General features: G+C 55.0%; 13 protein-coding genes. 3 read left to right on the forward strand and 10 right to left on the reverse strand.

From position 1 onward, the window contains the following. Nucleotides 1–232: 232 nt before the first annotated feature. Both C8C89_RS08815 and C8C89_RS08820 read right to left on the reverse strand, forming a co-directional pair. Complete coding sequence (locus C8C89_RS08815) at nucleotides 233–601, reverse strand: BPSL0067 family protein (protein ID WP_133989440.1); 369 nt, start codon at nucleotides 599–601, stop codon at nucleotides 233–235. A gap of 125 nt (nucleotides 602–726) precedes the next feature. Beyond that, nucleotides 727–1221 carry a DUF4265 domain-containing protein gene (locus C8C89_RS08820; protein WP_101482647.1) on the reverse strand — a complete coding sequence of 165 codons (495 nt, stop codon included), beginning with the start codon at nucleotides 1219–1221 and terminating at the stop codon, nucleotides 727–729. Between the two features lie 120 nt (nucleotides 1222–1341). On the opposite strand from C8C89_RS08820, the gene C8C89_RS08825 reads away from it, so the two are divergent. Continuing rightward, on the forward strand, nucleotides 1342–1773 hold the full coding sequence (locus tag C8C89_RS08825) for a GFA family protein (protein WP_208327687.1): 432 nt from the start codon (nucleotides 1342–1344) through the stop codon (nucleotides 1771–1773). Between the two features lie 48 nt (nucleotides 1774–1821). On the opposite strand, the gene C8C89_RS08830 is transcribed toward C8C89_RS08825, so the two are convergent. Further along, a complete protein-coding gene (locus C8C89_RS08830) occupies nucleotides 1822–2541 on the reverse strand; it encodes a Crp/Fnr family transcriptional regulator (RefSeq protein WP_101484713.1) in 720 nt (239 codons plus the stop codon). A gap of 564 nt (nucleotides 2542–3105) precedes the next feature. Here C8C89_RS08830 and C8C89_RS27280 point away from each other — a divergent pair. Next, nucleotides 3106–4788 (forward strand): methyl-accepting chemotaxis protein, encoded by a 1683-nt coding sequence (locus C8C89_RS27280; RefSeq protein ID WP_133989442.1) that lies wholly within the window; start codon nucleotides 3106–3108, stop codon nucleotides 4786–4788. Between the two features lie 8 nt (nucleotides 4789–4796). Here the strand turns inward: C8C89_RS27280 and C8C89_RS08840 are convergent, their stop codons facing one another. Then, nucleotides 4797–5048, reverse strand: coding sequence for an oxidoreductase-like domain-containing protein (locus C8C89_RS08840; protein WP_243857944.1), 252 nt, complete (start codon nucleotides 5046–5048; stop codon nucleotides 4797–4799). A 318-nt stretch (nucleotides 5049–5366) separates the two neighbouring features. On the opposite strand from C8C89_RS08840, the gene C8C89_RS08845 reads away from it, so the two are divergent. Beyond that, on the forward strand, nucleotides 5367–6917 hold the full coding sequence (locus C8C89_RS08845; protein WP_133989444.1) for a DEAD/DEAH box helicase: 1551 nt from the start codon (nucleotides 5367–5369) through the stop codon (nucleotides 6915–6917). A 253-nt stretch (nucleotides 6918–7170) separates the two neighbouring features. On the opposite strand, the gene C8C89_RS08850 is transcribed toward C8C89_RS08845, so the two are convergent. From C8C89_RS08850 to C8C89_RS08875, 6 genes are all read right to left on the reverse strand, one after another. After that, nucleotides 7171–8412, reverse strand: coding sequence for a lipopolysaccharide biosynthesis protein (locus tag C8C89_RS08850; protein WP_243857945.1), 1242 nt, complete (start codon nucleotides 8410–8412; stop codon nucleotides 7171–7173). Nucleotides 8413–8817: 405 nt separating this feature from the next. Continuing rightward, nucleotides 8818–10764 carry a nucleoside-diphosphate sugar epimerase/dehydratase gene (locus tag C8C89_RS08855; RefSeq protein WP_101482643.1) on the reverse strand — a complete coding sequence of 649 codons (1947 nt, stop codon included), beginning with the start codon at nucleotides 10762–10764 and terminating at the stop codon, nucleotides 8818–8820. A gap of 100 nt (nucleotides 10765–10864) precedes the next feature. Continuing rightward, nucleotides 10865–11425 (reverse strand): sugar transferase, encoded by a 561-nt coding sequence (locus tag C8C89_RS08860; protein ID WP_133989446.1) that lies wholly within the window; start codon nucleotides 11423–11425, stop codon nucleotides 10865–10867. Between the two features lie 10 nt (nucleotides 11426–11435). After that, nucleotides 11436–12413: an SDR family oxidoreductase gene (locus tag C8C89_RS08865; RefSeq protein ID WP_133989448.1), complete on the reverse strand. Its 978-nt coding sequence runs from the start codon at nucleotides 12411–12413 to the stop codon at nucleotides 11436–11438. After that, entirely contained in the window at nucleotides 12397–13470 is a 1074-nt protein-coding gene (locus tag C8C89_RS08870; RefSeq protein ID WP_101482640.1) for a DUF1972 domain-containing protein, read from the reverse strand. The genes C8C89_RS08865 and C8C89_RS08870 overlap by 17 nt, the downstream gene beginning before the upstream one ends. Before the next feature lies 1 nt (nucleotide 13471). Then, nucleotides 13472–14683 carry an O-antigen ligase family protein gene (locus C8C89_RS08875; protein WP_133989450.1) on the reverse strand — a complete coding sequence of 404 codons (1212 nt, stop codon included), beginning with the start codon at nucleotides 14681–14683 and terminating at the stop codon, nucleotides 13472–13474. Nucleotides 14684–14693: the final 10 nt, after the last annotated feature.

Below are 14693 nucleotides of genomic sequence, written 5' to 3' on the forward strand. Positions count from 1 at the left end.
CAGTGTGCCGGCACGTGTCCATTCGCTGACTGGGGCCAGGAAGGGCAAGGCTTCTGCGTCTGCCGGCGGCTGATCCGCCGGATAGGACAGCACGCGCACGCCGTCGAGGCTGGCCGCTGGCAGCTTCCAGGTCGATGTAGCTGCTTGCGGGCAAGAAACGGAGGCAAGGGGGCAGCAGCAGCATTGCGCATCGCTGCGCCAGCGATGAGCAATGCCAGCAGTGCGAGCGGCTTCATTCCACCACCGAATAGCATTCGGGGCGATTCCTTGCCCCGGCCACCGAACGGCCAAAGTGGATCACGCGGGCGCTGGGTTTGTGGTTGCGCCACTGGTCGAAAATTTCAATGCCGCCAGGCACCTGGCGAATGAAGAGCGCCGCATGGTTGCCCTGCCGCAGATTCTGATAGTGGCCATTGACGAAGGTGGCAATCAGCGTGCCTTTCGCGATGCCACCTTTTTCCAGCAGGTCCGGCACTTTGCCGCCTTCGCGCCAAAGCGATGAGGCGCGGGCGCCAGTGAGGTGCGTGACCAAGGTGACGCACTCGCCATTTCCCACTATTTCTTTTTGCTTTGCATAGTCGGCACGCGCAATGTAAGGCATATCGTTTCTCTCTGTGGTTGACGATACAGAGAGCGTACGCAAGGGGCGGGAACGCAGCTTGACGTGTGCCATAGCAATATGGCGCATTGACCTGCGTCATGGCCTCGCCTGGCGTACGGGCAAGCTTACCTATCCACCCACCAGTTGAGCAAGGTTTCATCATCGTCGTCATCGAGGTTGACGTAGATGTTGGCGAAGTACCATTCCACGCCCGTCGCCGTGCGGAAGGCGTCGAAGGGGCCGTTGACGTTGTAGATGCCGTGGTGGCCCGGCACGCTGAAGGTGAGATTGCCCTTGTACTGGCCGTCGAGCGTGCCGCCCAATTGCTCCTGTACGTCGCGCTCGAGCCGGTCGACTGCGGCTTGGTCCACGGTATCGGCGTCGTAGATCTGGATGCAGAAGTTGCCGCCCCGCTTTAATACTTCGGCGGGGGCGAGCGGGTCGGCGATGTTGATGATGTCGCCGCGCGCCAGGTTCATGGTCAGGCCAGGCGAGGCCAGCAGTTCGTAGACGTGCTCGTCAATCTGGCGCGCCGGCAGCGTTTCATACACGGGGCCGTGGGTGTTTTCGCCTGCCAGTACGCGGATGTGCGGCAAGCCTTCGCAATTGATGTCTTCCATTCATTCTTTCAAAGTGCCGGCACGCTGGTTTGCGGGTCGCGCCGGGTTGGGGTTTATGGCAATATTGTACCGGGACGTGCCAGCTGGCGAGGTACGCAACGGTGCAAACGAGGAGAGGCAATGGTGAACGCGGTACAGGCAGGCGGCTGTTTATGTGGCGCCGTGCGCTTCGAAGTGACAGGCGAGGGCAGCAATCCGCACAGTTGTTCCTGTCGTAATTGCCAGCAGCACACGGGCGCGCCGACTGTGGTGTGGATGGAGTTTGCGCGCGATCAGGTGCGCTGGACGGGCACGTCCGGTGTACCTGCCACTTATCGCTCTTCCGAGTATTCCAGTCGGGCCTTTTGCGCCGTTTGCGGCAGTTCCATCGGCGCCATCGACGATGCGCCCACGGTGGCCTTGCTGGTGGGAAGTTTTGATGACCCTGTCCAGCCCGCCTTTGCGCCTGAATATCACTCGTTTGAAGATCGCAAGCCGCACTGGTGGCGGTTCGCCAGTGCCGCTTGTGATGAGGCGAGTCTGGTTTGCAGCGGAGTCAACACCCCGGAATGAAAAAAGCACGCCGAAGCGTGCTCGCGCGGATGACTTGGCGCTGATGACTTAGTTATGCGCGCTGATGGCGCTGCGGAACTGTTCGAAACCGGCACGTGCTGCCTTGTAGCAATTGCCGGCGGCCGCCTCCAGTCCTTCGCGGTCGAGCACTTCGACCGTGCCACGGCGGTACTGGATCAAGCCTTCGTCCTGCAGCTTGCGCGCCGTGACGGTGACGCTTTCACGCCGCACGCCCAGCATATTGGCCATGGTGTCTTGCGTGACCTTCAGCTCATTCGACAGCGAACGGTCGAGGCGGTCCAGCAGCCAGCGGCACAGTTTCTGTTCGATGCTGCAATGGCGGCCGCCCACCACGTTCTGTGCCATTTGCGCAAACATGGCGCTGGTGTAGCGCATCAGCAATTGTGCCAGCGCGCCGCCTTCATTGAAGACTTCGCGCAGGAAGGCCGTTTTCAGTCGGTAGCCGTAGCCGGCCGTTTGCACGATGGCGGTGCAGGTGGCGCGCTCGGCTTCGTACAGCACCACGCCAGCGACGCCTTCGCGGCCGATGACGGCGATCTCGGTGGTGGCGCCGTCTTCCATCACATACAGCAGGGAAACGATGGCGTTGGTGGGGAAGTATGTGTATTCAATCTTGCCGCCGCAATCAAACAAGTGCTTGCCGGCAGGCAGAGCGACCAGTTCCAATTGGCAAAACAGGCGCTCCAGATCGGCGCGCGACAAGGCGCGCAGCAATTCGTTCTGTTGGGCGCCAGTGATGCTGATCATGGGCGTGGCCGGCGCGGCTTGCCAGTTGTGCTGGGCGGCGGCGTGGCTATTCGTTGCTGGGGTCAGGTTGCTATAAGCTTTGTACATGGTAGGGCCTCGTCTTCTGATTTTGTTGGATGGCGCTGCTTTTCTGGCTTGCTAGCGTTGTGCTGAATCTTGTATCCACTATAGGGCCAGGGGCTGCGGGCGGGCATCGGATGAGCCGACGCGCTTATGTAGGCTAGGAACATTGCCTCGTGTCATCCGACTCCTACGCCTGCTTCTGTTTTCTCCCGTGGAAACAATTGCGACTGGGCAAAAATGCGACACGCAGACCGCTACATGCGAACTTTGGCCACAGGCCGCAGTCAAATCACTCTGCTTGCTAGTACGGCGGTGATAAGATGTTGCCTTGTGGAAATTTGACGCGCGTTCGATAGGAGTTGCGGCACCTGCCGTTCGACCCTGCTCACTTCCGCTTCATCCTGCGACGCCTGCGATGGTCGCTTCACTGCCCGCGCCGTGCATGTGCCGGTTCGCGCGCCTGCCTTGTCCCGTATTTCCGTTTAATGAAGGAAGCAACGCATGAAATGGTTTTTTGATTTGAAAATTGCCACCAAGCTGATCTTGACGTTTGGTGCCGTGCTGTTGTTGACGGCGGCTTTGGGTGTGTCTGCGATCTTTTCCATGGCGCGCATCAATACCGCGTCGACGGACCTGTCCGCCAACTGGATGCCCAGCGTGCTGGCCGCCATGTCCATGCGCAGCGATGTCAGCGATTTCCGCCGATGGGAACTGGCGCACATGCTGGCCGCGCAGGATGCCGACATGACGCAGAATGAAGCACGCATGACGGAAACGCAGACCAAGCTGAAGGCGGACGGAGACAACTACCGCCGCCTGATTTCGGAGCCGGGCGAGAACGAAGTCTTCGAACGCTTCCTGGCGCTCAACGATGAATTCATGCGCTTGCACGCAACCATGATGAGCCTGTCGCGTGAAATGAAAAAGGAAGAGGCGCGCGCGCTGGCCGTGGGGCCGTCGGCCAAGGTCATGGCGGACATGATGGTGGCCCTCGATAAGCTGGTGTCCATTAATACGGACGGCGGCGTGCGCTCGAGCGCCAGCGCCGATGCAACGTATGCGGCCTCGCGCGCCAGCCTGATCGGCTTGCTGGTGGGCATCGTCGTCATCGGCATGCTGCTGGCGCTGTGGGTGGCGCGCAGCGTGGCGCGTCCGCTGATCGCGGCCGTCGGCGTGGCGCGCCAGGTGGCTGCCGGCGACTTGACGGCGCATATTGTTGTGCAATCGCAAGACGAAACGGGGCAATTGATGCAGGCGCTGAAAGACATGAATGCCAGCCTGCAGAAGCTGGTGGGCCAGGTACGCAGCGGCACCGATACCATTGCTACGGCGTCGAGTCAGATCGCCGCCGGCAACCAGGATCTGTCGTCGCGAACGGAAGAGCAGGCCAGTTCGCTGGAAGAAACGGCGTCGTCGATGGAAGAACTGACCTCGACCGTGAAGCAGAATGCGGACAACGCGCGCCAAGCCAACACCATGGCGCTGACCTCGTCGAGCATCGCCATCGAGGGCGGCAAGGTCGTCAGCGAAGTGGTGGGCACGATGGCGTCGATCAATGCGTCGTCGCGCAAGATCGTCGACATCATCGCCGTCATCGACGGCATTGCTTTCCAGACCAATATCCTGGCCTTGAATGCTGCCGTCGAGGCGGCGCGGGCAGGCGAGCAGGGGCGCGGCTTTGCCGTCGTGGCCACGGAAGTGCGCAACCTGGCGCAACGCTCGGCCGCGGCGGCCAAGGATATCAAGGTTTTGATCGGCGATTCCGTCGAGAAAGTCGAAGCGGGATCAGCACTGGTGGACCAGGCGGGCCGCACGATGGACGACATCGTTGCCAGCATTACCCGCGTGACGGACATCATGAGTGAGATTACGGCCGCCAGCAGCGAGCAGAGCGCCGGTATCGAGCAGGTCAACCAGGCCATCGCCCAGATGGACCAGGTGACGCAGCAAAATGCGGCCCTGGTGGAAGAGGCGGCCGCGGCGGCCGAATCGATGCAGGAGCAGGCGGCCAGCCTGAGCGCCGTGGTCAGCATCTTCAAGCTTGACGTTGCCAATGCCACTGGAAACCGGCCGCGTGCGCCCGTCAAGGCGCCAGCAGCCGTAGCGCCCGCACCGGCACCGCATCAATTGGCCAGCAGCACTGCACGTCGCACGGCTTCAGCGGAGGAGTGGGAAAGCTTTTAATGAATACATTAAGCGCGCTTGCGCGCTTTTTTGATGCCTTGGCTGGCAGGCGCTGCAGCGGCTTGCTGGCGCTGCTGCCACGCCCTCAGGGCAGCTTCGTAGGCGGCCAGGTCTTCCTGGTACATTTCCAGCACGCAAAAGGTGCAACCGCTGTGGCAACACTCGTCGTTGCCGGGTTTGCTGGGCGCTTGGGGTTGCGGATCATGGGGTAGAGGCGGGGTGGGCATGGTGAGGGAAGGCGACGGCGGAGCCGGCATCATACGGCATTCCGGCGTGCCATCGCTGGAACGCTTTTTGCTCAAAAATGACGGTTTCCGTGTACAGTTGCGCTGAATTAGGGTATCGTTTACAGCACTGATATTGTATCTTCTGCGCGCGATGTTCCGCCGGCGCGATCTCCGCCGCCATCGCAGCACATCTCTTCGACGCTTCCGCATACGCCATACAGCATGTCCCGGAGCACGGAGGTGCCGCAAGAACGATGATCCATGGCTTGCAAGACGGAGCTGCCTGTGCCCCGAAATGTTGTTTATTGAGAAAGCATGGCTTCCGCAGTGCGGAGGCACACCAGAAAATTTATGTCTGAAACCGAATCGACTCCTACGCCCAGCCCGGCGAATGCCCCTGAAGCGGCACCCGCTGCCGTTACCGCTGCACCTGCACCTGCCGCATCCGTTGCCCCCACCCTGACTTTTGCCGACTTTGGCCTCGCGCCTGAAATCCAGCGCGCACTGACCGATCAAGGCTACACCCATCCGACACCGATCCAGGAACAAGCGATCCCCGTGGTGCTGCAAGGCCGCGATGTGATGGGTGCCGCGCAAACGGGCACAGGCAAGACGGCAGGTTTTTCCTTGCCGATCATCCAGTTGCTGCTGGCGCATGCCAGTAGCAGCATGTCGCCGGCACGCCATCCGGTGCGCGCGCTGATCTTGACACCGACCCGTGAACTGGCGGTGCAGGTGGCGGAAAACGTCAAGGCCTACGCCAAGCATACGCCACTGCGTTCGACCGTCGTTTTCGGCGGCATGGACATGAAGCCACAAACGGTTCTCCTGCGCGGGGGCGTAGAAATCGTCATCGCCACGCCGGGCCGCTTGCTCGATCATATCGAGCAAAAGAACATCAGCCTGAGCCAGGTGCAGATGCTGGTCATGGATGAGGCCGACCGCATGCTGGACATGGGTTTCTTGCCGGACTTGCAGCGCATTATCAACTTGCTGCCGAAACAGCGCCAGAACCTGATGTTCTCGGCTACGTTCTCGCCAGAAATCAAGAAGCTGGCCGCAACCTTCCTCAACGATCCGCTGACGATCGAAGTGGCGCGCAGCAACCAGACGGCCGACAAGGTAACGCAAGTGGTCTACAAGGTGACGGAAGATCAGAAGCATGCCCTGGTCGCCCATCTGCTGCGCCAGCGCGACCTGAAGCAGGTCATTGTATTCTCGAACACCAAGATCGGCGCCTCGCGCCTGGCCCGCGTGCTGGAGCAGGAAGGCATGAGCGCCACGGCAATTCACGGCGACAAGAGCCAGCAGGAGCGCATGGCGGCGCTGGAAGCGTTCAAGAAGGGCGAAATCGACGTGCTGGTCGCCACCGACGTGGCAGCGCGCGGCCTGGATATTTCTGACTTGCCTTGCGTCATCAACTTCGACTTGCCGTACAACGCGGAAGACTATGTGCACCGCATCGGTCGTACGGGCCGTGCAGGCGCCTCGGGCGACGCGATTTCGATCTATTCGGATAAAGACGAGCGCTTGCTGGCCGACATTGAAAAACTCATCAAGCAAAGCATCAAGCGTGGTGAATTGACGGGCTTCAATCCGGCTCCCGCCCGCAGCAGCGACAGCGAGCGCCGCCCGCCGCGCCGGACCGAAGGTAGCGAGGCGCGTCCTGCGCGCGCGCCCGAGAGCCGCCATGTTGGCGAGAGCCGCGACAGCCGCTCCGCCGAGCGCGGTACGCGTCCCGCCTTTGGTCCTGGCGCTCGTCGCGAAAAGGCCGATCCCTGGTTCCTGAAGCCGTATGAGCCCGCCAAGGCAGCCGCTCCCGCTGCCGCCAGCATGGCGCCTGTGGCCGCCAAGCCGAAACAAAAGGTGGCGGCGTTGCTGGGTGGATTGCTGAAGAGTTGACGCTTTTTGCCGCGGCTGAGTGTTGTCCGTTATTGTACGGAAAGCAAAGGCCCATGCATTTATGAATAAAACCCAAAAAGTTCCATGCGAACTTTTTGGGTTTTTTTATGCTGCTGCTGATGGGGGGCGACCGTGCACCATGTTTTGGCTGTGGCCGCCGCGCGGCAGGAGATCCAGGCGCTGTGCCGGCGACAGCCCAAAGCGAAGGCTGGCAAACCAGTTAGCGGAGCCAGCGCCGCGTGTGCTATCGCAATCAGCCTTGCAGTTGTTGACGGTTATTCTGCCACCAACGACGTCCAAGCACGAAAAAGATAGAGATCCCCAAGCCTGCCAGCAGGCTGCCTAGCAGGGCAATTGACGTACGGGTTGTCCGATTCTTGGGCAGGCTGGGACCGGCAATAAATCGTGTTTTTTCCAGATAGAGACTAATGGCGGAACTATTATCGACACTGATCTTGTTATAGACTTCCTTGATCGTTTCGTCTTCCATATCCTTGTTGCTAAAAACCGTTTTCTTGATTGGCTCCAGTCCTCGCAGAATGGCCTCGCCAGATTTTGTGCTCTCAGCCAATGCTTTTGCGCGGCCATAGTACTCTTCGAGTATCTTGTACTGCTTTTGTTCCCGCTTTGCCTTGTAAATGGCTTCATTCGCTTCAGTAATCTCGACTTCGCTAGTCATCAGTTGGCTTAGCGGAGAGAGGTAGCGCGCTGTATCTTCGGTGATTGATACCAGCTGGCGGGAAGCCTGGCTGGCAGCGTCCGGATAGCGTGTAACGATTTGCTTCAGCTTGTTGCCCTTGCGTTCATACGAATCGATTTTTTCCTTGTTTTCAATGATTTTATTATCCAACTTGGTAATGGCAACGGAAATTTCGGAATTCTTGAAGCGTAAAATATCCGTATAAATCATGTAGACAATAGTGTCGACTGTATATCGCCCAAGCAAACTCACCCCTTGTTGTGCGCTTTCCGGCGTATTGGCCGCGTAGTTGATGGACACCGCGATGACATTGTTTTCGGCATCCTTGGTGCTGGCCATCAATTCTTTCGCATCAAGTTTGGTGAATGGAAATATTGGCTCGATGACTTTGGTAATTCCGCCGCGCGAGCTAAATGTCTGGGTCAAAGCGATTACGGCAGGGTCGTTTTCTATATTGTTTTGCCTGACAAATTCGTAAAAACGTTCGCTGGTGTTTAATGCCGAGGAATAACGCTTGTAGTCAGCCAAGGCAATGCCAGGCGGCGGTTCTTTTACTTCCTTCGCGTCCTTATCTATTTTTTTTTCAGGAATGGCGCCGCCGAATTGTAAAAAACCCTCGCTTTGGTATTTCCCGAGAAACAAAGCGCTGGAAGTGCCGAGCAGCGTCACCAATGCAGTTCCCGCGATGATCACGCCACGCGATTGCCATAAGACTGCAAGGAAATTTGTCAAATTGAAGTCATCATCTTCAACGTAAAATTCCGCGTTATTCAATTCGTCATATTTTTCCATCATTTCGCTTTCTAATTTCAGCTTGCAATTTTTTTAAGGCAGGTAAGGATGTTTCAAAGGACCAGGCCGTTATATTGTTCAGTTCCGCCGGAAGATGCAGGGTGGATATGACCTTTCGCAATATGCCTTGCCTGAATAATATGTGTTCTGTAATGCTATTTTTGCTGAATGGATTGATTTCTATTGAGTGCAAACACTGAGGCAACGATTTTTTCGGAGCAATCTGGATGAAAAACGATATTGTTGTTTTTTCGAGGCCTGGAGAGCAGATTGTTTCACAAAAATATCATAGGGAGTAATGCGGGAATGTAATAGGCATTTTCTATAATTTCTTGGCTTTCCTGTCTCGTTGCCTATACATTCCCCGCTCCACTGCTAGTCAAAGCAGTCTTCAGTGAGTTGTTCGTTTCATGTCAAAAAATTGGACTCCTTGAGCGATGGCAGCTTATCTAGCGGTTCGGACTGCTGACGCTGCTGTTCCGTCCAGATCAGGTCTTCGATACCACATTGCGGTACATATTCATGCACAGCCTGCAGCAGCAGATTGCGTAGCGTCTCGAAATTGAAGTTATTGCACGCCAGATCCATTTCCTCCAAGATTTTTTTCAAATCTTGCCAAGGTATTTCCGACTCTTCTGCACGCATGATGAGAGGATGCTCAGTCCCTTCTACATTGCCCCCAATCAATAGCTCTTCATAGAGCTTCTCTCCGGGGCGCAGACCTACATGTTGTATTTCAATACCGTCGGGGGCAGCCTTGCTCTTCACTTCCAGGCCACTCAAATGGATCATGCGTTCAGCCAGATCCATGATCTTCACGGGCTCGCCCATGTCAAGAACGAACACATCGCCGCCGGTGCCCATGGCGCCGGCCTGCAAGACAAGCTGGGCGGCCTCTGGAATGGTCATGAAATAGCGTGTGATTTCCGGATGCGTCAGGGTGATCGGACCACCGGCTTCGATCTGCCGGCGGAACAGGGGAACGACGGAACCGGACGAGCCCAGGACATTGCCAAAACGTACCATGCAAAAGCGCGTGTGGCTCTGCTCGCGTGTAAATGCCTGCAAAATGAGTTCCGCAAGGCGCTTGGTAGTGCCCATTACATTGGTTGGGCGTACCGCTTTGTCCGTGGAGATCAAGACAAAAGATTTGACATGGGCCGCCATCGCCGCCTTGGCAATGCTGAGTGTGCCAAAGACATTGTTACGTACTCCCTCAATGGGATTATGCTCGACCAATGGCACGTGTTTGTAGGCCGCCGCATGATACAGCGTCTCCACCGAGAAGGACTGCAAGATGCGCTGAGCTTTTTCCGTATCGAGCACGCTGCCGAGGAAGGGGAGTATGTCGACACCCAACTCATATCCCTCATTGATGCTTTTTAACTCCTGCTTGATGGAATAAAGAGCAAATTCGGACATATCCAGCAAGACGAGGCGTGCAGGTTTCAATCGGATGATCTGTCGACACAGTTCGGAACCGATTGAACCACCTGCGCCCGTGACCATGACGGATTTGCCGACAATGCAACTGGATATCAGCGACAGATCGGGCGATACCTGGTCACGGCCCAGCAAATCTTCAATTTCGATGTCGCGGACATCTTGCACGCGTAACTCGCCACTGACCAGGCTTTCAACGGGCGGGGTAACCTTGATCTTCACTTTCAGGTGTTCAAGGCTATTGAGGATTTTTTTCTGTTCGCCTTTGTTCAATGCAGGCATGGCCAGCAGTATCTCGTTCACACCATATTTTTCGATCACGTCGGCAAGGGCATTGGACGGATGTACTTTGATGCCAGAAATAGTTGCATCGCGCAATTCTTTCATATCATCGATGAACGCCACTGGCAGATACTCGCGGCCTGCACGCAAGGCACTGGCCAGTTGCACGCCCGCTTTGCCTGCACCATAGATGGCGACGCGAGTACAGCGACGTCCCATCTGGTGTAATAGCACACCTCGCGCGAGAAAGCGGCTGGCCACTACGTAGGTCAAGGCACTCACCCAATAAATGCCAAACACGCCGCGTGAGACTCCTGCCATATGCGTCAATAGCCCCGCCAATGCCAGTAAAAAAGCGACCGACAGCGTGACACCGAAGACGACCACATACACGATTTTCTGATCGATGAAGCGGATGACGGCGCGGTACAGGCCAATTTTGATAAAGATGGGGATGGCAACGATGGGGGCCGCAACAATGATCCAAAAATAGCCGAGGAACAGGTTCAGGTTGACGACATCGTAGCGCAAAATAATCGCCAGACAAAAGGTCAATGGCAAGAATATCAAATCAGCTGTAACAGCAATCAGCTGTTTTTTAAAGCGTGACAAATCAATAATTAATTTCATTTTGACGAATAATTACTTTAGAAAGGATAAGGGCAGCGTTGGCTTTGCTGCATGTCGTTGAAACATTGCAATAACTGTACTGTTTCCAATGTAAAACTCATCAATGCGTGACGCCATCACGGCGTACAACTTTGAGTGCCGTCAGGACGATAATTTTCAAGTCAAATAAGAACGACTGCTGCTGCATATAGGCCAGATCGAGTTTGACCTTCTCCGGAATCGGCAATTCATCGCGGCCATTGATCTGCGCCCAGCCGGTCAGGCCGGGCAGTATGCGGTCGACGCCGTATTCTGTCCGTAGCGCGATCAAATCCTGTTGGTTGAACAAGGCGGGGCGGGGGCCGACAAAGCTCATGTCGCCGCGCAGAATGCTCCACAATTGCGGTAACTCATCAAGGCTGGACTTGCGCAGGAAGGAGCCTATCGGTGTGAGGAACTGCCCAGGGTTATTGAGCAGGTGCGTTGCCACGGCCGGTGTATCTGTACGCATCGTACGGAACTTTGGCATGCGGAAGATCTTGTTACGCACCCCGATCCGGTCTGACCAGTAAATGGCAGGCCCTGGTGAGGTCAGCTTGACAAGGATGGTAACGATGAAAATAGGGATGGCAAAGGCCAGCAGCAGTACCACCGAAAGGGCGAAATCAAATAGTCTTTTCATTGGAGTATTTTTATTGTTTTGAAGTAAAAGAAGTCACCGTCTTATTGATGGCGTCCTGCATTGCATGGGGGGGCTGCCAGTTCAGTGTGCGTTTGGTTTCGCTAATATCAACCTGCAAGGAGTCAAGCAAGCGGCTCGCATCCATCGATCTTCCTGCCAGGCGCGCCAACGCCACAATCAGGCTGGGAGGAATGGGTATCAGCCAAATATGTTTTTTCATGCCGCTTGCCAACATGCGCAGCAACTGTGCAATGCTGACATCGTGGTCATCTGACACAAGGAATATTTTTCCCGGTGCCTGTGCATGCCATGTACTGAGAGCAATCAAATCTACAAAATTTTCTAGTGCAACCATGCTGCGGGCATTGTGTACAGCGCCGAATGGCAATGGTACACCGCGCTGTACCAAACGCATCAAACGTTCAAAATTAGCGCGTACGCCAGGCCCATAGATTAGCGGGGGGCGCAGAATAACGATTTCCATGCCCGTTTCGCGTCCCATGGCCAGCAGGGCCTGTTCGGCTTCGTGTTTGGAGATGCCGTAAGGATCTTGTGGATTCGCGGCATCAGTGGCCTGGAAAGGGTGTCCAGGAAGTGTCTGTTCGCCATTCACCTTTAAGGAACTGATGAAGATGAATCTGCGGACGCCTGCATCCGCTGCTTGGCGGGCCACATTGATGCTGCCTTGTACGTTAACACGACGAAATTCATCCGCGGGAGACGCCGCCGTATCTCGCATGACGTGGACTCTTGCTGCAAGATGAATGACCACCTCCACACCGTTGAGCGCCGGGCGCCAGTCCTGTGTGTCAAGCTCGTCGCCGCACTGGAAGTACACCATGTTTGGCGCCGGGCATGGGATGTGGCTACGTGCAGCGCACACCACGCGCGTTCCGGCCTGTACGCCCAGGTGTTGTGTCAGTGCCCTGCCGACAAAGCCCGAGGCACCCGTTACGAGAAAACTGCGGGGATTAAAAGATGTTTGCATAGCCGCTCGAAATTCTGTCCCATGTATACAATTGATCCGCCAACTGTTTCATCTGCTGTCCCAGGAGCGTCAGTTTTGCTTCATCCAGATTGTTCAGCAGTTCAGTTAATTCTACTGACGTATTGAAAAAGCAAGCCTGCTGCTTGGTAGTTTCGCGGTTGAAGATGCAGCCATACGCGAGCACTGCCAAGCCAAGGCTCATCGCCTCGACCAGCGATGGATTGGTGCCGCCGGCGCTGTGGCCGTGGACATACACCTGGCAGGCAGCGCGTAGCTGATTCAGGATAGTGTGATCGTAGATTGGGTCGAGTAAATGTAAATGGGCAATGCCGGAATATTTTTGCCTTAATTGCTTGCCATATTCGCTATTGTCCCAGTTTCCTACAATGACAAGATCCATCGTGGGCGCGCTGGCGAATGCCTCGATAATCATGTCGATATTGTTTTCAGGTTCGATGCGGCATACTTTAAATGCGTATTTCACGCGATCAAGCTTGTATGCTGCCAAAATGGCATCATCCCGTTGTGGACGTACGGCATGGTCCCCACCGTAGGCGATCAATGCACTATCGCGTCCATATTGCGTTTTGACATAATCTTGAATCGCTTTGTTGTCGGTCACTACCTGGTCGGCAAAGCGTACGGCGGCCGATTCCGATAGTTTCAAAAACCATTTGGCAAAGCCACTCCATTTGGCCCTGCGCCACTCCAGGCCATCAATATTGATGACAAATTTTTTGCGCGATATGAGTTTCAGCACTGGCATGAATACGCAGCCGGACACCCCCAAGACCACGATCGTATCGGCATAACGGATAGCTTTCAGCATCGACCACAGGTCATAGATGATGCTTTGCATGCCGTTGGCATCCAGATTGATATAGACCAGCTTGGCGCCATTATAGGTTGCCAGTTTCTCCGGGTATTTTTCAGCGCAGCAATACACGGTGAAATCGAAGGAGGTGGACAAGCGCGCCGTCAGGTGGTCGACAAGTGTTTCCCATCCTCCATATTTTGCTGGCAATCCGACGGAACCTACGATAGCGATTTTTTTCATATTAATGTAAACCTGTTTTTTTTGTTGCAAGAAAACTTGAGAAATAGCCTAACACGATGTAACAGAATACGGATTCATTGCTGAAGATACCGCAGATCACCATATTGGACAGTAACAGTCCTGCGATGCTGCCAAGTATCATGACTCTGCCACGGGGATCGACACAGTGTTTGGCACGCTTGAATATTTTTACCAGGAAAGTTAGATAACACAGCATGCCGATCAATCCACTCTTGATCAGAATGTAAAGATAGCCATTGTGCATCCAGGGAATTTCGGAATACTCGCCACCACCCAGTACGACTGAAAAATCCAAATGCACCAAGGCGCCAAACCCACCGCCAAAGATTTTACTGATAAAAGGATAGTTTTTAAATTCATTAAACGCGGCAAAAATCTCGTAGGCACGATAACTGGTACCCATGTCTTCCTGAGTCCAATCGTCATTGAAATGCAGTTCAGACATGGCTTTATGCAGAGTCTCGCCGATTAAATCATACAAGCCAAAAGCTCCCGCTATGAGCGCGGCGATGACAAAAAAGGCGATGGCGCGCCATATTATTTTGGCGTCCACGATTTTCTTTCCGGATAGAAAGAAAAATGCCGCCAGAATAATTACATAAGTGCGTGAAAATTGTGCGAGGAAAACGGCGTGCACGGCAATAAACCAGGGGTTATGCAAGAGATTTCGCCATGATTTTCGTTGTTCATACAGCAGCACGATACAGTAAACCAGCAAGAAGCTGCCAGGGCTGACAAAATCACGTATCTCCAGGACGCCTATGAATCCCATTTCATACCATAAGCAACATAGAAGCAATAGGAAAATAACGCAGTATATTTTTGAGTAGCCAAAAATCAATGCCCGAATATTTCCGCCTTGCTTGAAGAACCTTTTACCCGCCAAAAAATAAATGTATGGAATGAGAAAAAATAAAATATCCCGGACCGCATCGGCGAGATGGTTTTTCCAGGCAAAAACAATACCAATGACGCATGGTAAAAGCAAATAAAATTCGAGCTTTTCCCCATGGTAGCGCCGGACCTTTTTTACGGGCAGAAAAATATAGATTCCCATCAGGAACAGGCTGCCCAGCTTGAGATAGTTGGAACTGAAAAAGAGGCCAAGCACAGACAGCAGGAGTCCCCAGAATAGGAATTGCGACGGCGCACCGATCTGACGTGGGGTATGGATTATTTTACTGATTAACAAACTATTTCCC

Origin of the sequence: Janthinobacterium sp. 75 (assembly GCF_004365495.1) — a bacterium.
GTDB lineage: Bacteria > Pseudomonadota > Gammaproteobacteria > Burkholderiales > Burkholderiaceae_D > Janthinobacterium.

Bases quoted from the DNA above. Each gene is read 5' to 3' on its own strand.
- C8C89_RS08830 (WP_101484713.1), bottom strand. From the start codon at position 2,541: ATGATCAGCATCACTGGCGCCCAACAGAACGAATTGCTGCGCGCCTTG.
- C8C89_RS08860 (WP_133989446.1), bottom strand. From the start codon at position 11,425: ATGAAAAGACTATTTGATTTCGCCCTTTCGGTGGTACTGCTGCTGGCC.
- C8C89_RS08840 (WP_243857944.1), bottom strand. From the start codon at position 5,048: ATGATGCCGGCTCCGCCGTCGCCTTCCCTCACCATGCCCACCCCGCCT.
- C8C89_RS08820 (WP_101482647.1), bottom strand. From the start codon at position 1,221: ATGGAAGACATCAATTGCGAAGGCTTGCCGCACATCCGCGTACTGGCA.
- C8C89_RS08865 (WP_133989448.1), bottom strand. From the start codon at position 12,413: ATGCAAACATCTTTTAATCCCCGCAGTTTTCTCGTAACGGGTGCCTCG.
- C8C89_RS08825 (WP_208327687.1), top strand. From the start codon at position 1,342: ATGGTGAACGCGGTACAGGCAGGCGGCTGTTTATGTGGCGCCGTGCGC.
- C8C89_RS08855 (WP_101482643.1), bottom strand. From the start codon at position 10,764: ATGAAATTAATTATTGATTTGTCACGCTTTAAAAAACAGCTGATTGCT.
- C8C89_RS08850 (WP_243857945.1), bottom strand. From the start codon at position 8,412: ATGATGGAAAAATATGACGAATTGAATAACGCGGAATTTTACGTTGAA.
- C8C89_RS08815 (WP_133989440.1), bottom strand. From the start codon at position 601: ATGCCTTACATTGCGCGTGCCGACTATGCAAAGCAAAAAGAAATAGTG.
- C8C89_RS27280 (WP_133989442.1), top strand. From the start codon at position 3,106: ATGAAATGGTTTTTTGATTTGAAAATTGCCACCAAGCTGATCTTGACG.
- C8C89_RS08870 (WP_101482640.1), bottom strand. From the start codon at position 13,470: ATGAAAAAAATCGCTATCGTAGGTTCCGTCGGATTGCCAGCAAAATAT.
- C8C89_RS08845 (WP_133989444.1), top strand. From the start codon at position 5,367: ATGTCTGAAACCGAATCGACTCCTACGCCCAGCCCGGCGAATGCCCCT.